The 21,609-nt window shown below is 39.7% G+C and carries 19 protein-coding genes, 16 tRNA genes and 1 rRNA gene; 9 read left to right on the forward strand and 27 right to left on the reverse strand.

Going from position 1 to position 21,609, the window contains the following annotated elements; genetic code table 11:
- Window positions 1-221: 221 nt before the first annotated feature.
- Window positions 222-869 (reverse strand): response regulator, encoded by a 648-nt coding sequence (locus ACIP9G_RS13890; RefSeq protein ID WP_340822407.1) that lies wholly within the window; start codon window positions 867-869, stop codon window positions 222-224.
- Between the two features lie 13 nt (window positions 870-882).
- Window positions 883-1,998: a GAF domain-containing sensor histidine kinase gene (locus ACIP9G_RS13895; protein ID WP_340822406.1), complete on the reverse strand. Its 1,116-nt coding sequence runs from the start codon at window positions 1,996-1,998 to the stop codon at window positions 883-885.
- 235 nt (window positions 1,999-2,233) lie between these two features.
- On the opposite strand from ACIP9G_RS13895, the gene ACIP9G_RS13900 reads away from it, so the two are divergent.
- The 3 genes from ACIP9G_RS13900 (at window position 2,234) to ACIP9G_RS13910 (ending at window position 6,206) form a co-directional block, all read left to right on the forward strand.
- The gene (locus ACIP9G_RS13900; RefSeq protein ID WP_340822405.1) at window positions 2,234-2,659 is read left to right on the forward strand and encodes a disulfide oxidoreductase; all 426 of its coding nucleotides are present in this window, start codon (window positions 2,234-2,236) and stop codon (window positions 2,657-2,659) included.
- A 248-nt stretch (window positions 2,660-2,907) separates the two neighbouring features.
- On the forward strand, window positions 2,908-3,744 hold the full coding sequence (locus tag ACIP9G_RS13905; protein WP_401020140.1) for an RluA family pseudouridine synthase: 837 nt from the start codon (window positions 2,908-2,910) through the stop codon (window positions 3,742-3,744).
- A 287-nt stretch (window positions 3,745-4,031) separates the two neighbouring features.
- A complete protein-coding gene (locus tag ACIP9G_RS13910; RefSeq protein ID WP_401020143.1) occupies window positions 4,032-6,206 on the forward strand; it encodes a 5'-nucleotidase C-terminal domain-containing protein in 2,175 nt (724 codons plus the stop codon).
- A gap of 50 nt (window positions 6,207-6,256) precedes the next feature.
- Here the strand turns inward: ACIP9G_RS13910 and ACIP9G_RS13915 are convergent, their stop codons facing one another.
- Both ACIP9G_RS13915 and ACIP9G_RS13920 read right to left on the reverse strand, forming a co-directional pair.
- On the reverse strand, window positions 6,257-7,087 hold the full coding sequence (locus ACIP9G_RS13915) for an aldo/keto reductase (RefSeq protein WP_401020145.1): 831 nt from the start codon (window positions 7,085-7,087) through the stop codon (window positions 6,257-6,259).
- Between the two features lie 536 nt (window positions 7,088-7,623).
- A complete protein-coding gene (locus ACIP9G_RS13920; RefSeq protein WP_173479841.1) occupies window positions 7,624-7,794 on the reverse strand; it encodes a hypothetical protein in 171 nt (56 codons plus the stop codon).
- Window positions 7,795-8,215: 421 nt separating this feature from the next.
- Between ACIP9G_RS13920 and ACIP9G_RS13925 the strand changes: the two genes are divergently transcribed.
- The gene (locus ACIP9G_RS13925; RefSeq protein ID WP_401020148.1) at window positions 8,216-9,061 is read left to right on the forward strand and encodes a VOC family protein; all 846 of its coding nucleotides are present in this window, start codon (window positions 8,216-8,218) and stop codon (window positions 9,059-9,061) included.
- A gap of 12 nt (window positions 9,062-9,073) precedes the next feature.
- A complete protein-coding gene (locus ACIP9G_RS13930; RefSeq protein ID WP_340822399.1) occupies window positions 9,074-10,108 on the forward strand; it encodes an LLM class flavin-dependent oxidoreductase in 1,035 nt (344 codons plus the stop codon).
- Window positions 10,109-10,342: 234 nt separating this feature from the next.
- Here ACIP9G_RS13930 and trmL read toward each other — a convergent pair whose 3' ends face one another.
- Both trmL and queG read right to left on the reverse strand, forming a co-directional pair.
- Window positions 10,343-10,816 carry a tRNA (uridine(34)/cytosine(34)/5-carboxymethylaminomethyluridine(34)-2'-O)-methyltransferase TrmL gene (gene trmL / locus ACIP9G_RS13935; RefSeq protein WP_049668897.1) on the reverse strand — a complete coding sequence of 158 codons (474 nt, stop codon included), beginning with the start codon at window positions 10,814-10,816 and terminating at the stop codon, window positions 10,343-10,345.
- A 14-nt stretch (window positions 10,817-10,830) separates the two neighbouring features.
- Window positions 10,831-11,961: a tRNA epoxyqueuosine(34) reductase QueG gene (gene queG / locus ACIP9G_RS13940; RefSeq protein WP_340822397.1), complete on the reverse strand. Its 1,131-nt coding sequence runs from the start codon at window positions 11,959-11,961 to the stop codon at window positions 10,831-10,833.
- Between the two features lie 59 nt (window positions 11,962-12,020).
- Between queG and ACIP9G_RS13945 the strand changes: the two genes are divergently transcribed.
- The 3 genes from ACIP9G_RS13945 (at window position 12,021) to ACIP9G_RS13955 (ending at window position 15,090) form a co-directional block, all read left to right on the forward strand.
- The gene (locus ACIP9G_RS13945; protein ID WP_401020150.1) at window positions 12,021-12,710 is read left to right on the forward strand and encodes a B3/B4 domain-containing protein; all 690 of its coding nucleotides are present in this window, start codon (window positions 12,021-12,023) and stop codon (window positions 12,708-12,710) included.
- A gap of 14 nt (window positions 12,711-12,724) precedes the next feature.
- Window positions 12,725-13,234 carry a hypothetical protein gene (locus ACIP9G_RS13950; RefSeq protein ID WP_401020152.1) on the forward strand — a complete coding sequence of 170 codons (510 nt, stop codon included), beginning with the start codon at window positions 12,725-12,727 and terminating at the stop codon, window positions 13,232-13,234.
- 278 nt (window positions 13,235-13,512) lie between these two features.
- Complete coding sequence (locus ACIP9G_RS13955; RefSeq protein WP_401020154.1) at window positions 13,513-15,090, forward strand: catalase; 1,578 nt, start codon at window positions 13,513-13,515, stop codon at window positions 15,088-15,090.
- Window positions 15,091-15,303: 213 nt separating this feature from the next.
- Here ACIP9G_RS13955 and ACIP9G_RS13960 read toward each other — a convergent pair whose 3' ends face one another.
- Window positions 15,304-16,206 (reverse strand): S66 peptidase family protein, encoded by a 903-nt coding sequence (locus ACIP9G_RS13960; protein WP_401020155.1) that lies wholly within the window; start codon window positions 16,204-16,206, stop codon window positions 15,304-15,306.
- Window positions 16,207-16,307: 101 nt separating this feature from the next.
- Window positions 16,308-17,021 carry a glucosamine-6-phosphate deaminase gene (gene nagB, locus ACIP9G_RS13965; protein ID WP_340826423.1) on the reverse strand — a complete coding sequence of 238 codons (714 nt, stop codon included), beginning with the start codon at window positions 17,019-17,021 and terminating at the stop codon, window positions 16,308-16,310.
- Window positions 17,022-17,217: 196 nt separating this feature from the next.
- On the opposite strand from nagB, the gene ACIP9G_RS13970 reads away from it, so the two are divergent.
- Window positions 17,218-17,961, forward strand: a complete 744-nt coding sequence (locus ACIP9G_RS13970) for an arylamine N-acetyltransferase family protein (RefSeq protein ID WP_401020158.1) — start codon at window positions 17,218-17,220, stop codon at window positions 17,959-17,961.
- Between the two features lie 37 nt (window positions 17,962-17,998).
- Here the strand turns inward: ACIP9G_RS13970 and ACIP9G_RS13975 are convergent, their stop codons facing one another.
- From ACIP9G_RS13975 to rrf, 19 genes are all read right to left on the reverse strand, one after another.
- Complete coding sequence (locus ACIP9G_RS13975; protein WP_401020159.1) at window positions 17,999-19,087, reverse strand: S-layer homology domain-containing protein; 1,089 nt, start codon at window positions 19,085-19,087, stop codon at window positions 17,999-18,001.
- 206 nt (window positions 19,088-19,293) lie between these two features.
- Window positions 19,294-19,653, reverse strand: coding sequence for a VOC family protein (locus ACIP9G_RS13980; protein ID WP_401020162.1), 360 nt, complete (start codon window positions 19,651-19,653; stop codon window positions 19,294-19,296).
- A 365-nt stretch (window positions 19,654-20,018) separates the two neighbouring features.
- Window positions 20,019-20,099 (reverse strand) — tRNA-Leu (locus ACIP9G_RS13985).
- 51 nt (window positions 20,100-20,150) lie between these two features.
- Window positions 20,151-20,224, reverse strand: a tRNA-Cys gene (locus ACIP9G_RS13990).
- 7 nt (window positions 20,225-20,231) lie between these two features.
- Window positions 20,232-20,306 (reverse strand) — tRNA-Gly (locus tag ACIP9G_RS13995).
- A gap of 5 nt (window positions 20,307-20,311) precedes the next feature.
- Window positions 20,312-20,386 (reverse strand) — tRNA-Gln (locus ACIP9G_RS14000).
- Between the two features lie 4 nt (window positions 20,387-20,390).
- Window positions 20,391-20,466 (reverse strand) — tRNA-His (locus ACIP9G_RS14005).
- A 36-nt stretch (window positions 20,467-20,502) separates the two neighbouring features.
- Window positions 20,503-20,578: transfer RNA gene (locus ACIP9G_RS14010), tRNA-His, on the reverse strand.
- Between the two features lie 12 nt (window positions 20,579-20,590).
- Window positions 20,591-20,664: transfer RNA gene (locus ACIP9G_RS14015), tRNA-Trp, on the reverse strand.
- Between the two features lie 11 nt (window positions 20,665-20,675).
- A tRNA-Tyr gene (locus tag ACIP9G_RS14020) sits at window positions 20,676-20,759 on the reverse strand.
- Between the two features lie 9 nt (window positions 20,760-20,768).
- Window positions 20,769-20,844, reverse strand: a tRNA-Thr gene (locus ACIP9G_RS14025).
- A 12-nt stretch (window positions 20,845-20,856) separates the two neighbouring features.
- Window positions 20,857-20,929: transfer RNA gene (locus ACIP9G_RS14030), tRNA-Phe, on the reverse strand.
- Between the two features lie 20 nt (window positions 20,930-20,949).
- Window positions 20,950-21,025: transfer RNA gene (locus ACIP9G_RS14035), tRNA-Asp, on the reverse strand.
- A 4-nt stretch (window positions 21,026-21,029) separates the two neighbouring features.
- A tRNA-Met gene (locus tag ACIP9G_RS14040) sits at window positions 21,030-21,104 on the reverse strand.
- A gap of 23 nt (window positions 21,105-21,127) precedes the next feature.
- A tRNA-Val gene (locus ACIP9G_RS14045) sits at window positions 21,128-21,203 on the reverse strand.
- A gap of 20 nt (window positions 21,204-21,223) precedes the next feature.
- Window positions 21,224-21,298, reverse strand: a tRNA-Glu gene (locus ACIP9G_RS14050).
- 24 nt (window positions 21,299-21,322) lie between these two features.
- A tRNA-Ser gene (locus ACIP9G_RS14055) sits at window positions 21,323-21,414 on the reverse strand.
- A 5-nt stretch (window positions 21,415-21,419) separates the two neighbouring features.
- Window positions 21,420-21,496: transfer RNA gene (locus ACIP9G_RS14060), tRNA-Asn, on the reverse strand.
- Between the two features lie 18 nt (window positions 21,497-21,514).
- Window positions 21,515-21,609 (reverse strand): 5S ribosomal RNA (gene rrf, locus ACIP9G_RS14065); the annotation flags it as partial.

The raw sequence follows: 21,609 nt of genomic DNA on the forward strand, positions 1-21,609 counted from the left end.
GTTGTCCGCTACGGCGGTTGCTTTCCGCGGGCACACACGTAAGCCACAACCCTCGCTAACGCGCGGTTTGTTGCGTCTTACGTTGCGTGCGTTCCCGCAGGAGTCACCGCCTTCGCTACCAACAAGTGCTATCTTCTAATATTTTATTAAATACAAAAGAAAGGTTAGCTAAGTTTTCATTCATTTTACATAGCGGATAAACTAACACGTTTATTTATTGCCTACTGGCCGCTGCCTTCTGTCAATCCATGCTTTACTGCATAAAGTGCGGCTTGTGTCCGATCTTGTACTTGTAGCTTCGTAAATATATTGGAAATATGCGTTTTTACTGTTTTTTCAGTAACGAATAATGATGATGCAATTTCTCGGTTACTTTTTCCCTTTGTAAGCTCTGCAAGTACGTCTTGCTCACGTGGAGTTAGCGGATTTAACACATGTAGTGCATTTTCTGATTCTTGACGATCCATCTCAAGTGTTGACGTCGCTTCTGGGTGTAATGTATGTTCACCCTGCATAATGCGTCGAATCGATGATACTAGCTCATCTGGTTCAATATCCTTTAGCTGATATCCCGCTGCGCCAGCTTCCATCGCTGGCACAACATGATCTCGATCAGAGAAGCTCGTTAACATTAAAATTTCGATGTGCGGAAACTTAGACTTTATGCGCTTCGTTGCTTGAATACCATCCATTTCAGGCATGACTAAATCCATTAATATAATATCTGGCTGTATGCTTTCAGCTAGCGCGACTGCTTCCACACCATTTTTCGCTTCCCCCACAACCTCGATATCTTTCTGTGTCTTTAAAAAAAATAATAATCCTCGTCGGACTACATGATGATCATCTGCAATTAGTACACGAATCATTTTTACTCCCCCCTCAATATGGCAGGCGGATTAGCAGCTCCGTTCCCTTGCCAATTTCGCTTACCCAGTCAGCTGTACCCCCCACCGATTTAGCTCGGTCTTTTATCGATTGTAAGCCTATCGATAGGAGCTTTGTATTATGATCAATTACGAAGCCTCGTCCCTCATCACGAATGACTAATAATATATCAGTAGCTGTTACCGTAATATAAAGTGCCGCTTCAAGCACACCAGCATGGCGACGCACATTATTAAGCGCCTCCTGTGCTACACGAAACAGTGTTTCTTCTATACGAGATGGAAATTGTAAAACACCAGATACGGTTACATGAAGCTTTAATCCGAGCATTTCAGCATACACTTTTATCGCTTCTAACAGTCCATTCTCTAAACCTTTTGGTCGTAGTTGCCAAATGAGTGCACGCATTTCTGTTAAAGCATCTTGCGTTAAATGTTGTATCTCCTTAAATGTTTCCTTTACCTCAGTGTCGTTACTCATCTCAATGCCAGCCCTCGCCGTTAATGTTACGGAGAAAAGAAGCTGATTTACAGAATCATGTAAGTCCCGCGCCAGACGATTGCGCTCCTTCACTAGTGCCATTTCCTGCTCCTGCTTTGTCAATAATATACGCTTAATGGCAGAGCCCATTTGAAAGGCAACCGATTCCAGTAATGCTAGCTCTTCCTCTGAAAAACGCACCGTATTCTTCGATGCTACATTCAAAACACCAAATCGTTCCTGACCTGATTGCAGAGGGACCGTTGCATGATGTGTAATTCCTTCGTGATCGCCAACATTTGCAGCAATTGCACTTTCGATCCTTTGACATTCAATAATATTAGAAGCTTTTTTTAATTCTTCATTGCGATAACGGGATACACACCAGCAGCCTCCCTTTTTTAAATAGTGGCAATTTTTATGTTCGAGTGCCTCTGGTAAATTTTCATGGACAACAAGCTCTGATCGTCCTTTTTCATCAATAAAAAATATCCAGCCCGTTTCAAAATTTGTACCATTTAAAAACTTCACAAGCGCGCCTTTTAAGGTAGTGATTATTTCTGTTTCTTCATTCAGTAACTCAGCAATTTCTTTTAAGATACTAATATTGGAGTGCTCGTTCTCTCTCACAAAAACACCTCTTTTTATTGGCATTACTTAGTTTAATGATAACATTTCCAAGTCAAAGGTGTCTGCCTGAGCCGTTCATACTTTAGACTGAATTTCCATTGTTTTTTATAAGTAATTGTTTGAACGTACTGACTAGGGAGCAATAGAGAAACTCAATAATTGAAACATTTTACTTCTAAATTCAAAACACATATAATCGTAACAAGTACATCGTTAATATAAAGGGAGTTTTTATATGTCAAAAAAAGAGGAAAATACCTTATTGTTTATTTGGATTGTCTCTGTCGTTGCAACACTAGGCTCACTATACTTTTCTGAGATTCGTCACTACGAGCCTTGTAAAATGTGTTGGATTCAACGTATTTTTATGTATCCAATAGCAATAATGACCACTATTGCCCTTATTCAAAAAAATCCACGTATAGTTGTAACAACGGCAGTATTCGCCGTTATAGGTGGCTCTGTATCACTTTATCATTATGGAATTCAGAAACTAAGCTTCTTAGCTGCTTCTGCTCCTTCTTGTGGTGCCGTATCTTGCACCGGTCAATACATAAACTGGCTTGGTTTCATTACAATCCCGTTTTTAGCATTAACAGCGTTTATTTTAATTGCAGGCGCAAGCTTCTATTTAATCAAATCGTTAAAAACTGCAAAATAAAATAATGTAACAGGAACGATAAGTACGTTTTTTGGTTTACAACATAATGTCCGACAAAAAATTCGCGATATGCCTGTGAGATAGCGATTCAAGCCAGCCAGATTATCCAGTGGCTTTAACATCTGGTATCTTGTGAATCGTCCTTCTGCAGAAAGGGAGCGGATTTTTTTGTACTAAATCTTTAAAAAAAGATGCTAAAAAAATGAGCAAGGGTGCTTTGATAGCCCTCATTCCACGGAGGAAAATAGATGTTTCAATATGAAATAAAAGACAATAATACAACGGTCGAGGAGCTACTACGTAATCATTGGCGACTAGGGAAAAAGTTAGTTCATGAATTGCGCATGGAAAAGGCAGTCACTTCACTTGATGGAGAGCCACTACTGTGGAAGGAGCCACTGCCAGCAGGAACAATCATTAAATTTTCATTTCCTATCCCTGCCTCTAGCTATAAGCCGACACCTGTTTGTGCGATTGATGTTGTGTATGAAGATGATCACTGTTTAATTGTTTCTAAACCAAAGGGCATGTCTACTCATCCTAATGATGACCGCGATACTCACACTTGTATGAATCATGTAATGGCACATATGAAAGAGCAAGGTCGAGACTATGCAGAGCATGTTCATCGCCTTGATAAAGGGACAGAAGGTTTACTTTTAGTTGCAAAGCATCCACTGGCTAAATCAATTTTTGATCGTATGATTGAAGAAAAAACAATTATTCGTACGTACGCTGCAGAGGTGCAAGGAAATCTTCGTACTACATCGGGGACTATCGCTGAATCTATTGGTAAAGACCGCCATCACCCAACACGACGCGTCGTATCAAACACAGGTCAACATGCAGTAACACACTATGAAGTTGTTGCACGCTATAAACATTCTTGTGTTGTCCACCTTGTTTTAGAAACAGGCCGTACACACCAAATTCGTGTACACATGGCACATATCGGGCATCCTATTATCGGAGATACGATGTATGGCGCGCGCGAAACAGCTAGCGATGATTATGAACTACATGCCATTCAATTAGAATTCGAACACCCATTTTTAAATAAATTAATTATAGTAAAAGATAAATAATAGGCACAAAGCTTTAGTACAGACCAAAGTCATGGTTTGTACTTTTTTTATGGAAAATATCACTTTTTGATAGATTTATTGATTATGAGCCGTTTTAATAGAATCCGTTTTTTGGCTTTTCTACTATTTAAAGTATAAATTTACGAATTCGTATTTTCTTCATCTATTTTTTACAATAATTTTAATATTGATTTTCCAATATTGGTAATGACGATAGATTTCTTTCATGTTAGAATAGAGTAAATTGTCAGTCATCTGACATATAAATGAGGGAGGAAATCATTATTATGAGATGGGTTAAAAGTATTGCGGCAACAACTCTAGTTGCAAGTTTACTAGCTACACCTGGATTTGCTGCACATGCGGCAGAATCAGCACCAACAACTACTAAAGAGGGCTTCAATTTAACAATTTTGCACTCTAATGACACACATGCACACGTAGAGGCAGCACCACAACGAGCTACAAAAATTAAAGAACTACGTGCTGCTAATGCAAACTCATTACTATTAGATGCAGGGGACGTATTCTCTGGTACTCTATACTTCAATCAATTCACTGGAGAGGTTGATATGAAGTTAATGAACTTAATGGGCTATGATGCTATGACATTTGGTAACCATGAGTTCGATTTAGGGTCAAGCCCAGAAGGACATGCTGCTCTTGCAAATTTTGTTAAAGGTGCAGAATTCCCATTACTAGGCGGGAACCTAGATTTCTCAAAGGATTCATTATTTGATGGCTTACAATTCAAAACAGTAGCAGAAGATTTCCAAAACGGCAAAATCTATAACGGTATTATTAAAGATATAGATGGAGAAAAAGTTGGTATTTTCGGCTTAACAACTGAAGAAACACCTTCAATTTCAAGTGTTGCAAACGTACAATTTGCTAACTACATCGACTCTGCGAAAAAAGCAGTAGCAGATTTTGAAAAACAAGGCGTAAATAAAATTATTGCACTTACACACATTGGCTTTGATGACTCTAAAGACTTCGATAATGACCAATTACTTGCAGCAGCAGTAGAAGGTATCGATGTAATCGTTGGTGGCCATACACATACGAAATTAGATAAAGCTGTGAAAGCAGAAACATCATTCAAAAACCCAACAATTATCGTACAAACTGGTCAATACAGCGAAAACTTAGGTGAGCTTGATCTAACTTTCGACGATAACGGTGCTGTTGTTGAATACTTCGGCCAATTACATGCTTTAAATGATAAAGAAAAACCTGTAGCAGCAGACGCTGAAGCAGCTAAATTATTAGCACCATATAGTGCAAAAATCGAAGCAGTTAAACAACAATCAACAGGCAATACAGCTGTGTCAGTTCTTGATGGTAAACGTGGACTTTGGGGTGTTCGTGCTGGTGAAACGAATCTAGGTAACGTTATTACAGACGGTATGCTTGCTGGTGCTAAAAAAATCGATCCAGAAGTACAATTTGCTTTCCAAAACGGTGGCGGTATCCGCGCTAGCATTGACGCAGGAGATATCACTGTTGGTGAAGTAATGACAGTAATGCCTTTCGGTAATGCACTTGGTATCGTAAAATTAACTGGTGCTGAACTATATGAAATTGCTGAACATAGTGTTAAAGAATTCCCGAAAGAATCAGGTGGCTTCCTACATTTCTCTGGTCTACAAGTAGAATTTGATGGTAAAGCACCAGCTGGTAAACGCGTTAAATCTATTAAATTAAATGGTAAAGAGCTTGATAAAGCAGCTTACTATAAAGGTGCAACAAACACATTCACTGCTAAAGGTGGCGACGGCTATGAAACACTAGCAAAAGCTTACGCAGATGGCCGTGTAAGTGAACCTGGTACAGTTGACTTTGAAATGTTCATCGATCATTTAAACACACTTAAAAAAGTAGACGCTAAAGTGGAAGGTCGCATTATCGCTACAATTCCATTTACTGATATTGCAAAAGGCTCTGAAACTGAAGGTTACGTTCGTGATCTTTACTACCGTGATTTAACTCAAGGTACATCTGCAACAACATATTCACCAAATGCTAACTTAACTCGTGCACAAGCTGCATCATTTATTGCTCGTGTATTAAAACTTGAAGCTAAAGGTGAAGCAACATTCTCAGATATTAATAGTTTAGAAGCAGCGACACAAAAAGAGATTACTGCACTTGCAGAAGCAGGAATTGTACAAGGTCAAAATGGCAAATTCAATCCTACAGCAAAAGTAACTCGTTCTCAGCTTGCTTTAATGTTTGCACGTGCTTATAACTTACAACATGATGCAAAAACTGGATTAACTGCTGATTTCAGCGATATTTCTAAATACAATGAAGAAACACAAAACGCTATCGCACTTATGCAAGATTTAAAAATTGCTAGCGGTTCAAATGGCAAATTCATGCCTAATAACAATGCTACACGTGCACATATGGCAAAAATGCTTTCAAATTACATTCCTTATGTAAAAGAATCTAAATAATACTACACAAAATCCCGCTTCAACAAGTTTGATAGCGGGATTTTCTATGGTTAAAAATTAAATTTAAAATTATCTGGATCTTGACCAAAACGTTGATTACGATTTAACGTTGCCATTTTATCCATCTGTGCTTGCGTTAATTCAAAATCGTATATTTGTGCATTTTCTTCAATACGACTTGGTGTTACTGATTTTGGAATAATTAGCGTATCCTTTTGCAAATGCCAACGAAGCACTACTTGTGCAGCTGACTTCCCTAGCTCTTGTGCAATTTCAAGAATTGTTGGATTATCCAGCACCCCTCCGCGACCTAACGGCGACCATGCTGTAATAGCAATTCCATGCTCTGCACAAAATGCCTTTAATGCATCTTGTTGTAAGTAAGGGTGCAATTCTACCTGATTGACCATTGGCGCGATATTAGCTTTTGATAATAGTTTTTGCAGGTGATGTTCATGATGATTTGACACACCTGTTGCTCGTAGTAACTTCTCATCATACAAACGTTCAATCGCTCTGTATGTTTCCTCAAATGTTTCAGGCACTACCCAATGCGTTAAATATAAATCTAAATAATCCAAATTTAATTTTTTCAATGATACTTCAAAAGCACGTAGCGTCGCATCATACCCTTGGTCAGTATTCCAAACCTTTGTTGTCACAAAAATATCCTCGCGTTTAATGCCTGAGTGGCGAATTGCCTCACCCACCTCTGCCTCATTACCATATAACGAAGCAGTATCAATCGCACGATATCCCACTTTCAACGCCTTATCAATAGCCTGTAACGTTTCATCACGTTCTGTCATTTTGTATACGCCTAGACCAAAGCGAGGCATCTCAATACCATTTGTTAACGTTTTTGTTGATTGTAAATTCAAAAACATCAGCCCCTTTCTTTTCCTAGTTTCATTATACAAAAAATTGGATTGAAAATAATGTTTTTCTTGCGCGGGTATTTTGCTCTGCTCCGCGGAATCCTCGCCTTGCTTCGCGGAATTCTCACCCTGCTTCGCGGAATCCTACCTCTGCTCCGCGGAATTCTCTCCTTGCTCTGCGAAATCAACTCCTTGCTTCGCGGAATTCTACCTCTGCTTCTCGGAATTCTCACCTTGCTTCGCGGAATTCTCGCCCTGTTCCGCGGAATCCACTCCTTGCTTCGCGGAATCCACTCCCTGCTTCGCGGAATTCTACCTCTGTTCCGCGGAATTCTCACCCTGCTTCGCGGAATCCTTCCTCTGCTCCGCGGAATCCTTCCTCTGCTCCGCGGAATTCTCTCCTTGCTCCGCGGTATTCTCTCCCTGCTCCGCGGAATCCTACCCCTGCTCCGCGGAATCCTTACCCTGCTCCGCGGAATCCTTACCCTGCTACGCGGAATCCACTCCCTATTCTCACGTCTGCTTTGCGTGAGGCTTTCCTATTGTTTGTCTTCGGGTTCTTCATCTACCTGGATCGGGTCTGCAATACGGTCATCCTCGGCAAGTTCTTGACCATCACGGAGATGTTCCATTTGTTTACCTAGATCTTGTAACTCTTTAAAATTTCTCGCCATTGTGCCGTTTTCTATATTCGGAACCTTTTTTTCCATTTTTATCACCTCTATAATAGTTTTCCCGAAATATTAAAGTCTGAACCATTTCTGACATATTTTATTTAGCAAGGACGTTTCATTTTTATAATAGATAGGCTATACTAAAAAGAGATTTGCTTATAAACATGAGGAGGGTTCTTCCATGAAGTTATTATTAATTATTGGTGTAACTGTTGCTTTCTTAGCTGCTATTTTCACTGCTGGGTACGAAGGCGACTACAAAGCGGACAAATAATGCTCAAGAAAATCACTAAGTATGATACTTAGTGATTTTCTTATTTTTTTAGAAGTAGCCATTGCGGTTACTTCTTTTTTTTCGGCTTCATAATTACTTGACTTCTATTACTTTATTAAATATACTTACTTACATAAAGTAACTTGATGATTAATAATAACTGGAAACTGGAGGTTTTCTTCTATGCATTTTCATGAAAAACCGAACACATATGTTACTAATGTTGAAATTAAAGTAAGTGATTTACAACGCTCACTAACATACTATAAAGAACTTATTGGCTTTAAAGTTTTACAACAGGAATCTAATCGAGCTACCCTAACTGCTGATGGTAATACAGCATTGCTAACTATTGTTCAACCGGAATCGGTCGAACAAAAAACGCGTACAACAAGTGGACTTTATCACTTTGCATTACTGTTACCAACACGTCGTGATTTAGCAAATATAATTACTCATTTCCGTCAATCAAGTGTGTACTTTGGTGCATCTGATCACGACGTAAGTGAAGCACTTTATTTACGCGATCCAGACGAAAATGGTATTGAAATTTATGTAGATCGTCCTGAAAATGACTGGACTTGGCGAAACGACCAAGTGCATATGGTAACTGAGCCGCTTAATATTCCTGCAATATTAGTAGAAGCTAATGGTTCATGGGAAGGTCTTCCTGCCAACACGGTAATGGGGCATATTCATTTATCTGTATCCAACTTAGCTGCTGCTGAGGAGTTTTATACGAAAGGCTTAGGCTTTGACATTGTCACACGCTATGGCGAGCAAGCATTATTTATATCTACTGGACGCTATCATCATCATATCGGCTTAAATACATGGTATTCTGAAGGTGCTCCAAAGCTTGGAGATAATCAGATTGGTCTAAAATCATATTCGCTTCGTTTGGATAATGAAGTGCAGGCAAATAAAATAAAAGCAAACTTACGCCAAATTGGAGCGTCTGTTATTGATATTAATGGCGGTTTCCAAACAGTGGATCCTGCTGGTAATGCTATTTTACTAAAATTTTAAGGAGGCTATCTTATGGAATTTGGTGTATATACATTAGCAGATATCGGAAAAAATCCAGTGAATGGCTATATGCCAAGTGTTAAGGAACGACTAGATGAAGTTATGCAATATGGGCAACTTGCTGATGAAGCAGGTCTTCAAGTATTTGGTGTTGGAGAGCATCATCGTTTAGATTATGCCATTTCAGCCGTACCCGTTGTATTATCAGCGCTATCACAGCGAACAAAAAATATTCATTTAATGAGTACGACAACTGTGCTTAGTACGGTAGATCCAGTACGCTTATACGAAGATTTCGCAACTCTCGATTTATTATCAAATGGTCGAGCTGAAATTGCCGTTGGACGAGGAGCATTTATCGAATCTTTCCCGCTGTTCGGCTATGATGTGGATAATTATGATGCACTCTTTGAGGAAAACTTAGCATTACTTTTAAAATTAAACAAAGAAGAGCGTGTAACGTGGAGTGGACATTATCGCAAACCGCTTCAAAATGCTGAAATTGCACCACGTGCTAGTCGTGAAATTCCTATTCATGTTGGAGTTGGGGGAACACCGGAAAGTGCTATTCGCGCGGGACGCTATGGAGTTGGCTTAAACTTAGCAATTTTAGGTGGAGATCCAAGCCGCTTTAAGCATTTAGTTGATGTATATCGTGAAGCATTGCACACAGCAGGACATGATATGAATAAAGCGAAAATCACGGTATCCGGTCACGCTTACTTTGCCGAAAGCTTAGTGCAGGCTAAGGAAGAATTTTATCCGTATTACTCAAATTATTGGCATTATGTAAATGCACAGCGCGGCATGCGTTATCATTTATCTAAAGAAGGATTTGACGGTATGACGGCTGGCCACAATGCGCTATTTGTTGGTAGCCCAAATGAAATCATTGAAAAGATATTAATGCAGCATGAAATATTTGGTCATTCCCGCTTTATGGCACAGCTCGATATTGGTGCAGTACCATTTAAACAAGTAGCTAAATCCATTGAGCTGCTAGGAACTCAAATTATGCCAGCGGTCAATAAAGCACTAAAAGAGTAATTTAATTACAAAGGCAAAGAAGTTCGTCATTTTTGCTATTGTTGATGTCCGCTACGGCGGATGCTTTCTGCGGACACACCGTACGCAACCCTCGCTAACGCGCGGTTTGTTACGTATTACTTTGCTTGTGCGTTCCTGCAGGAGTCTCCGCCTTCGCTACCACCAACTTGTGCACTCTGCTGAAGCAAAAAAGTGTTAGATTGATACAGTCAATCTAACACTTTTTCTCATTTCTTAGTGTAAACCTGGGTAGCCCTGTTGTCGTAAAGCCTCGTAAATAACAATCGCGGCAGTATTTGATAAATTTAATGAACGTACATGTTCACTTTGCGGAATTCGTAGGCACATATCTTTGCGTTCATAGGCAAAATCTTTAGGCAAACCTGTCGTTTCTTTTCCAAACATAAAGTAGATATCCCGATCCTTATCACTAAAATCATGTGTAGTAAACGGTTCTTCACTATATGTTTCAATTAAATACACGTCTCCATTTTTAGATGCTTCTAAAAAATCCTCAAGTGAATCGTGGTACACCACGTTGACACTATGCCAGTAATCCAAGCCAGCACGTTTTAGCATTTTATCATCCGTCGAAAAACCAAGTGGACGAATTAAATGTAGTGAGGTATTAGTACCAGCACAAGTACGTGCAATATTCCCTGTATTTGCTGGAATTTCTGGTTGATATAAAACGATATGCAATGGCATAACGAAACACTTCCTTAGCTAAAAAATTGTAATCCTTTGTTTATCTCAACGAGTACTTCCTCGTCTTGTTCCTTTTTCTTTGCAGCAAGTAACGCTATTTCTGCTAGCTCCCCGCCAATCTTGCCTAATGCCCATGCAGCCGTTCCGCGAATAACTGGTCGTTCATCCTTTTCTAGAAGCCCAATTAAATCAGGTACTGCCGCTTCCTCTTTAAAATGGGCTAATGCTAAAATGGCATTGCGTTGAATTGGCTTTTTACCGCGCCATGAGCCCGAAACATGTCCAAACTTATCTTTGAACTCCCGATTAGAAATTGTTAAAAGGGGTGTTAGTAATGGCTTTGCAAGCTCTGGATCAGGCTTAAATTCCTCATGTATCCAATTGATTTTCCCTTTATTTTTTGGACAAACTGTTTGGCAAGTATCGCAACCATATAAGCGGTTCCCTAGATGTGAGCGGAATTCGTCTGGAAGATACCCTTTCGTTTGTGTTAAAAAGGCTATACAACGCTGTGAATTTAGCTGCCCACCTTCGATTAATGCACCTGTTGGACAAACATCCAAGCATAAACGGCAATCACCGCATTCATCCTCCATTGGCTTATCGGGCGCAAACGGGATATTTGTCACTAGTTCTCCTAAATATACATATGAGCCAAACTCCGGTGTAATAATTGAGCAGTTTTTCCCGCTCCAGCCAATACCTGCACGCTCTGCTACGGCCCTATCGACAAGTGCACCTGTATCTACCATTGACTCAATGCGCACATTGGGCACTCGTTCTTCTAGCCAAGCTGCTAGTAATGCCAAGCGCTCTCGTAATGCAGTATGATAATCGACGCCCCAAGATGCTCTGCAAAATATGCCCCGTCGTGCCCCCTTTTTACCAATAGGAGCATCTTTCATCCGTGAAGGATATGCAACGGCAATAGCAACAATACTTTCTGCACTGTCTAACAATTGAAGCGGTTCCGTTCGTTTTTCAATATTGCTCTCTTCAAAACCTGATTGGAAACCAAGCTCCTGTTGACGACGCAGTCTATTCTTTAATTCTGTAAAGGGAGCTGCCGTTGTGAAACCTATTTTATCAACGCCAATGGACATTGCATACGCCACAAATTCTCGTTGCAGGTCATGTATGTTCATTTTATTTCCAACTCCTTACATGATATAATAATTAAAATAAATAAAGTAGGTGATTTTTTATGGAAGTATCACTTAATCCATCGTTGTTAACGCAACTTCCAGAGCTGAAAATCGGCATTATTCATTATACCAAAATTGTCGTAGCAGAATCGCCCCAAATGATTAAAGGTCGCTTGCAATTGTATCAGGAAAACCTCTATTTAGAAATGCAGGAACAACCTGTAACTGAACGTAAAGGCATTGCAGAATGGCGACAACTTTGGAAAAAGCTTGGCGCAGATCCGAACCGTTATCGTCACTCGACCGAAAGCCTAATGCGCAGAGTTAGTAAGCAAAATTATTTAACACCGTTTCATTCAGGTGTGGATGTAAATAATTTTTTCTCCCTTCAATATGAAATTCCAGTTGGCATCTATGATCTAGCTCATCTTAAAGGTAACGTAGAAATTGCACTTGGCAATGAAGAAACCGGCTATGAAGGCTTAAATGGACGCTTTAATACGTTAAATCATATACTTTGTAGTCGTGATGAGGAGGGACCATTTGGTTCACCGTTCGTCGATTCAAAACGTACGGTAGTCTCCGAGGCGACGACTGAAGCTTTACATATTTTCTATCTTCGTCCTTCCCTTTCAACTGAAGATGCCCAAAAGCTTCTTGCGTCTGCCGGTAAAATGTTCAATCAGATTCATGGCGGAGACTATCAAATTGCCCTTTTAACGAATACAACACCATCTACTACTCTATAAAAGGACGTGTTTTCATGATTAATCTTGCAGAAGCAGTTAAACTTAAAAGCATTTTAGCTAAAAAGGTTCAGGAACTTATTAGTGAGTTACATCGTAGTGCCTTTGTGACTGTTGAAAAAGGACAAGCACCTAAAACGAGCAATCGTCCAATGACTGTTGTTGAAGGTGAGCTGGCTCAAGTACGTCTTGATATACGGACATTAGATCGTCTTGTCTATGAGGCGAATATAAATAATACAGTAGACTTTAAGGGTGAGAAGCTTGCACTTGTAGAGGCCATAGAATTGGCTTCACAGCTTCGCGCGGAAGCTGAGCTATGTAAACATTTTGGCACACATGAGAAAGAAAGTGTACGCATGGGTTATGGCGAAGGTACAATGCTTTATGATATTGCTATGTACGAACCAGATGCGTATCGGGAACGTTCTCTTCAACTTGAGAAAGAAGCACATAAGCTCTCTAATTTAATTAATGCCAAAAACTACAGCGTTGAAATACAATTTGACGATTCTCGCTATTTCTAAGCTCGGGGCGGTGAGACTCCAAACCGAGTCGGATGGCTGTTTTCAAAAACTACTTAGGTAGACAACTAGAATAAACCAATAACATGTGACCTGTTACTTTATGACCGATGACCTATAACCAACCATTGGCAAAGGCATAACAAAACTCGAGCATATAATGATTTCAAAACGCCATCCGAAAACTCTCTTGCACCTTGTGTGTAGGAGAGTTTTTTTATGTCTATTTTGCCAATCAATTGGACAAACTTTATTTAGTACAATTGGAAGGAGCAATAGGTATGAACCATTCTCATGAAGAAAAAGATGATACATTAACAAATCGCCAAGGCCACCCTATTACAAACAATCAAAATTTACGAACTGTCGGAAATCGAGGACCAGCGACGCTTGAAAATTACGATTTCCTTGAAAAAATAAGTCACTTTGACCGTGAGAGAGTTCCTGAACGTGTCGTACATGCTCGTGGAGCAGGTGCACATGGCTACTTTGAAACATACGGAGTTGTCGGCAATGACCCTATTTCTAACTATACAAGAGCAAAGGTGTTTCAGGAAAAAGGCAAACAAACACCCGTATTCGTCCGCTTCTCTACAGTTATCCACGGAGGGCATTCTCCAGAAACTTTACGAGATCCACGAGGCTTTGCTGTTAAGTTTTATACGGAAGATGGAAACTGGGATTTAGTTGGAAATAATTTAAAAATCTTCTTTATTCGCGATGCTATGAAATTTCCTGATATGATACATGCTTTTAAGCCCGATCCAATTACAAATATTCAAGATGTCGAGCGCTTCTTTGATTTCTGCGCAAGTTCTCCCGAATCCTTCCATATGGTAACCTTTGTTTATTCACCTTGGGGTATTCCAGCTAATTATCGAATGATGCAAGGCTCAGGTGTCAATACGTATAAATGGGTTAATAGTGAAGGCAAAGGTGTACTTGTTAAGTACCACTGGGAGCCATTACAAGGCATTAAAAACTTAACACAAAAAGAAGCCGAAGAAATCCAACAAAAAAATTTCAACCATGCAACACAAGATTTATACGATGCTATTGAACGTGGCGAATATCCTGAATGGGAGTTAAACGTGCAAATTATGGAGGATGGTCCTCATCCCGAGCTTGATTTTGACCCACTAGATGATACGAAACTTTGGCCAAACGACAAGTTCCCATGGTATCCAGTAGGAAAAATGGTGTTAAATAAAAACCCAGAAGACTATTTTGCTGAGGTGGAACAAGCTACTTTCGGAACAGGTGTCCTTGTTGATGGTTTGGATTTCTCAGACGATAAAATGCTCCAAGGACGTACTTTCTCTTATTCTGATACGCAACGTCACCGAGTTGGTGCCAACTATTTACAACTTCCTATCAATGCACCTAAGAAACGTGTAGCGACCAACCAAAACGGTGGGCAAATGCTGTATAAACGAGATTTAGCACCTGGACAAAATCCACATATCAACTACGAGCCATCAATGTTAAATGGTTTAAAAGAAGCCGCTCAAACAGCGAAGGAATACACACCATTTATTGAAGGGAATCTTGTTCGAGAATCCATTGATCGCCAAAGCAATACGAAGCAAGCAGGTGAAACCTATCGTAATTTTGAGCAATGGGAACGCGATGAACTGCTGGAAAACTTGATTAGAGATTTATCGACTTGTAATATGGCGATTCAAGAGGCAATGATTGCATTAGCTTCAGAGGCAGATGAAGAATATGGTCGCTTATTAAACGAAGGTTTACAAATGGCACAAACCAATGCATCCTCTGCAAAACCTCTCGGTAATATTGACGGTGATAACGCACCTAAAGAGGCTGTCGACAAAGGACATGATGCCGAACCATATTAAAAAAAAGTGACAAAGAAAAGTGCCAGGCACTCAAACAATTTTTAATTTTTAGATAACAATAAAATAAAAATCCACTTATACTCCTTTCGGGAATGTACAAAACGTAAGATGCAACAAGTCTCGCTTTAGCGAGGGTTGCGTTCTTACTTTGTGCCCGAGAAAAGCAAAGTGGATTTTTCTTTTTTTTAAACTAGTGCCAGGCACTCAAACAATTTAATGAACACCTGGTAAAAGACGAAGCGCTTTTTCCTGTGCATCTAAAATTGCATCGACCCCTAATGGAATAGCAATATTCGTTGTTTCATGCCCGATTTTAAAACCTGCTACGACAGGTATTCCTAAATCGCTAAAATACTCTTTCATTAACGTTAGAAGAGCATCATCACTTGCTTCTGTTTGCGTAAATGAACCAATAACTACACCTGCTAATTGTTCTAGCTTTCTTGCTTGCTTTAACTGCTGTAACATAGAATCAATCCGTGGAATCGTTTCTGCAATATCTTCTATCACTAAAATTCTACCTTCAGTATGGACTTCAAATTTTGTGCCCAAAGTGCTGACTAGGCGACGTAAATTACCGCCTATAATTGGTCCACGTGCTATCCCAGGTGCAATCGTTGTTAACGACGAAATAGCCTCTGTATACTGTATTTCCATCGGAGTAAACAACTGTAAAAACATCTTTTTCGATAAATCATCCATTTTATCTGTAGCCATTAGCAAAGGTCCATGGAAGGTCACTATATTTGCATATTCATTAATTGCACAATGCAAATATGTAAGATCAGAGAAGCCCCAGAAAATTTTCGGGTTTTCTGCTAGTAGCTCATAATCAATTTTACTAGCAATTCGCGCAGAGCCATATCCACCTTTTACACAAAAAATTGCCTTCACCTCAGGGTCTCGAACCATTGCATGAAAGTCTGCAAGTCTCACTTCATCACTACCTGCTAAGTAGTCATGCTTCGCCGTAATCGTGTCCCCTATTTTATAGCGGAGGCCTAACTCATCTAGAAAAGCTAATGCATCTCCTAATTTTTCTGGCTCCACAAGACTGGACAAACATACAACACCAACCGTATCGCCTTTTTCTAAATGTGCGACTGTACTTATCACACTACCCCCTCCAATTCTATCTCTAATTCTAGCATATGCATCATTTATCAGACTAAAATAAAAAAGCGTAGACTGCAAAATGAAGTCTACGCCTTAATTTTTTATTTTGTGCCACCGTAAATAACAGTAACATTAGGATGATTTAATAATCTGCTAGCTGGGAACGTTTCTGTCACTTCCCCACCTCGCAACTTTTCAATAGCTTCTAGCTTCTTCTCACCAAATGCAATGAGAACAATTGCCTTCGCATTCATAATAGATTGGATACCCATAGTAATAGCATGCGTAGGTACTTCCTCTGGACGATCAAAATAAATAGCATTTTCAGTTCGCGTTGATTCTGTAAGTTCAACAATGTTTGTAAGCGAATCAAATGACGTACCAGGCTCATTAAAGCCAATATGTCCATTTACCCCAATACCAAGCAGCTGTAAATCAATACCACCAGCTTCCGCAATTCGAGCATCATATGCTACACATTCAGCGGCTAAATCTTCCGCCTTACCATTTGGTAAATGTATATTTTCCTCATTGATATCTACATGATTAAATAAATTCTCATGCATAAACGTCCAATAGCTTGCAGGGCTAGTTTGTTCTAAACCTACATATTCATCAAGATTAAATGTTGTAACTTCCTTAAAGGAAATATCACCAGCTTGTTGACGCTTAACTAATTCTTTATACATGCCAACTGGTGAACCACCTGTTGCTAGTCCTAAAATGCTTGCTGGTTTTGCTTGTAGTTGCTCAGTAAAAATATGTGCAGCTACCTCACTCATTTCTTCGTAAGAATTTACTTCTATCCACTTTATTTCATTCGTCATTTATATACCTACCTTTAGAATCGTTATTTTTAACTAAAAATGGGAAATTCATTACTATCTAGTAGTGAATATATTAATTCTACAAGTTATTTAGCTGTATTTCTATTATTTTCTTTATCTATTTTTTACGTGTATTCTTTTGCTATTTCGGTTATGTTAATTAGTAAGGAAGTGAGGCGATTTTATGAATTCTCAAATACAACAATATTTAAATTATCTTCAATTTCAAGGATCTATAGAGCCGTCTATCAAGCTACTTGGTCAATTACAAACAAAACATCTACATACAATACCCTATGAAAATTTAGACGTTGCCTTGAAACGCGGCATCTCCTTTGCTATTCCTGATCTTTTTCAAAAAATCATTGTTCAACGACGCGGAGGCAATTGCTTTGAACTAAATATTTTATATAGCTGGTTACTTCGTGAGCTCGGTTTTTCTGTCACAAATCGCTATGCACAATTTTGGCGCAATATGGATGCGAATACACCACTTGAAGATGTCCCTATGCATCAGCTACTTCTCGTCCAATTTGACGGTGTACCTTATATCTCTGACGTTGGTGTAGGTGCACTAGCCCCATGTAAACCAGTTCCGTTAATTGCTCACCACGAACATCGAGAAGGTAATGAGCTATACAAAATTGAATGGGATGACACGTACGGTTGGATGCTTTATGAGCAAACACCACACAATTGGCGTCTACTTTACAACTTCACAGATAACGATAACGATGCCAATTTTGCCCCACGGCTTTCACACCAAAAAAATAAAATCGCAATGATTCGCACTCCTTCTGGACGACATACTATGTTCAATAATGAATTTCGTATATATGATGGGCACTCTTTAACAACTTATACAACACATACTGAGCAAGAGTGGCAGCAAGCTCTTGAACGTTATTTTCATATATCGATCACTTAAAAAAGGATGCATTGTTGGAATGCATCCCTTTACGCTTCTAATTTGCTGTTCGTTTTAGCAACTCATATACTACTTCACCATTGTGAAGTTCCTTGACTAAACCAATACCGTCTACAAAATAATAGGTTTTCACTACATCAATATATTTAAAACTTTCTTCTAGTATCGCTACATTTTTATAGTTAACACCACCTGCTCGAACCGTTCCATCCGTCGTTTGAACAGTTATACGATTACCGTTAACTGGACCTTCATCGTCTTCGTGAACAATTACGCCAATTCTTAGAGGAAGCCCTATATAGAAGTCGTAATGTGAGCTATATTCTTGAGCAATTGCTTGAGCATATACTGAGCCATCATAATATAATAACTCATCATTAAACTGCTTATTATTGGTCATATTAGCAATTGACCAAACATCGTTTTTATTATCATTATGGCTGTATTGATAATTTAATGTATATCTTAGGCCATCATCTGGTGAGTAAAATGCATAGGTGTATTTATATGCAGGATCCTTTTGTAAATTTGGCTTTGAAAGGGTCATGGCACGAGCAACAAATGCTGAAAAATGTGCACGTGTTAATGGCAATTTAGGTTTAAATGTACCATCCTGATAACCGCTCGTAATATTATTGTTTGCTACCGCTAATATTTCCTTATAACCTGGTGTTTTCTCCGTAACATCCGTAAAATAATAAGGGCTCGTTCCCTTTAATTTAAAAGCACGTTGTAAAACAATGGCCATATCTGCTCTCGACAGCGTCCCATTCGGATTAAATTTCTTTGTTGCCTCGAATATGCCAGCATTTTGTGTAGCAGCGATTTCTTTATAGTAGACATGTGATGTCGGGACATCTTGATACTTCGGATTTTTCACATTCGTCGTTTTCAATCCTAACGCACGAGTTAACATGACAGCTACTTGAGCTCTTGTTACATATTCATTCGGTTTAAAAGTGCCATTAGGATACCCTTTAATAATCCCACGTTCAACTAAATAATCTATTTCCGTACTTAACGTATTGTCAGATGACACATCTTTAAAACTAGCTGCATATACCGGCTGAATCTGTAATAACCCAAAAATCAAAACTACAATCAACATCCTACTTATTTTCTTCATACTATTCCCCCTATATTTACTCCCATCCTTGTTATCCTATTCATCAAGTAAAATAAATATTAACTAAAAAGACATTTTTAGTAGTTTTCTTGCACTAGTATCTAATGATTCCATACCCGTTTGAAAATGTGCTTACACTTCTAATAGAGTTTATAGCTCTTGTAAAAAAAAAAAACCTCTGCAAGACTTTGCAGAGGCGTTAAAGTTTATTCATTTTTCTTATTTTGAATTAAACCAAAGCCTAGTCCAGTAGGGTCTACTAAATACGCAAGATAAAATTCATCAAATTCCATTTTTTCTCGGACAATAATAGCTCCCTCCTCCATAGCTTTTGCAATAGCGTCATCAATTGAATCTACTTCAATTTGCACGCGTACTCCATGTGGATAATCACTTGGACCTTTTCCAATTCCACCGTTAATACCATTTTGCTCGCTGGCACCTGTTGTAACAGCCCAGTAATCCCAACGAGGCTCAGCAATTTCCCATGCGAAAACTTTAGAATAAAAATTCGCTGCTTTTTCGGGATCTTGACTATTTAGTTCGAAACCTATCACTCTGCCCAATTCATTTCCCCCTTTTTTCACTTGTAAAAATTAAAGAAAAATAAATTAAAGTTCCTGCTAAACAAATAAGCACGATAGCAACTACTTTTTTAAACATTACATAATCGCTATATATTTATAAAGCCATCTAGTAAAAAAAGAGCTGCTAGGAGTAGTAAAAATGATAATAGTTTATTTTTCATAATTATTACCTCCAAACCTAACATTTAAAAAAGTATAACATATGGATAATTCTAAAAATATCAACTTTTAATTATATCTATTATGCGTTTCCTTACGTTAATATGCTTTGTTACCTTGTACGGTTTCAGAATATAAAAAAAGACTTCAACAGAGTTGTTGAAGTCTTTTAAATTCACTTTGGATACCGGTGGTCGGGGTCGAACCGACACTCCAAAGGAACACGATTTTGAGTCGTGCGCGTCTGCCAATTCCGCCACACCGGCATAATACTTTAGAGATAAAAAAAATCGGAGTATCCGATTAAATAAAAAATATGGAGGCGGCAACCGGATTTGAACCGGTGATAAAGGTGTTGCAGACCTGTGCCTTACCACTTGGCTATGCCGCCATATTATTGGAGCGGAAGACGAGGTTCGAACTCGCGACCCCCACCTTGGCAAGGTGGTGTTCTACCACTGAACTACTTCCGCATAAATGGCTGGGGTACCTGGATTCGAACCAGGGCATGACGGAATCAAAATCCGTTGCCTTACCGCTTGGCTATACCCCAACAATGGGGCGACTGATGGGAATCGAACCCACGAATGCCGGAACCACAATCCGGTGCGTTAACCACTTCGCCACAACCGCCACTGCTTTATAGTTTTACGTTAATTTTATATTAAATGGGGCGACTGATGGGAATCGAACCCACGAATGCCGGAACCACAATCCGGTGCGTTAACCACTTCGCCACAACCGCCATAAAATTAATTGGCAGGGGCAGTAGGAATCGAACCCACATCAAAGGTTTTGGAGACCTCTATTCTACCGTTAAACTATGCCCCTATAAAAAAAACTGGTGGAGGGGGACGGATTCGAACCGCCGAACCCTAAGGAGCGGATTTACAGTCCGCCGCGTTTAGCCACTTCGCTACCCCTCCGGGAAAACATGGTGCCGGCTATAGGAATCGAACCCACGACCTACTGATTACAAGTCAGTTGCTCTACCTGCTGAGCTAAACCGGCAAAAAAACCTGATGGGTCAGGACGGAATCGAACCGCCGACACTTAGAGCTTCAATCTAATGCTCTACCAACTGAGCTACTGACCCATATTAATATTTTGAAAAAATGGCGGTCCCGACCGGGATCGAACCGGCGATCTCCTGCGTGACAGGCAGGCATGTTAACCGCTACACCACGGGACCATTTTGGTTGCGGAGACAGGATTTGAACCTGTGACCTTCGGGTTATGAGCCCGACGAGCTACCACTGCTCCACCCCGCGACAATACTATTTGATTTTAAAAATGGTGGAGGATGACGGGCTCGAACCGCCGACCCTCTGCTTGTAAGGCAGATGCTCTCCCAGCTGAGCTAATCCTCCATCTGGGTATTCGTTATAAATGGTGACCCCTACGGGATTCGAACCCGTGTTACCGCCGTGAAAGGGCGGTGTCTTAACCGCTTGACCAAGGGGCCTTACTAATTGGAATCGTAAAGTGCTGGCGGAGAGTAAGGGATTTGAACCCTTGAGACAGTGTTAACCGCCTACACGATTTCCAATCGTGCTCCTTCGGCCACTCGGACAACTCTCCAAGAATGGCTCCGAAGGCAGGACTCGAACCTGCGACAACCTGATTAACAGTCAGGTGCTACTACCAACTGAGCTACTTCGGAATAATGTTATTATGTATAGCCTAGCGACGTCCTACTCTCACAGGGGGAAGCCCCCAACTACCATCGGCGCTAAAGAGCTTAACTTCCGTGTTCGGTATGGGAACGGGTGTGAC

This window comes from Lysinibacillus sp. NPDC093197 (assembly GCF_044754025.1).
Taxonomy (GTDB): domain Bacteria; phylum Bacillota; class Bacilli; order Bacillales_A; family Planococcaceae; genus Lysinibacillus.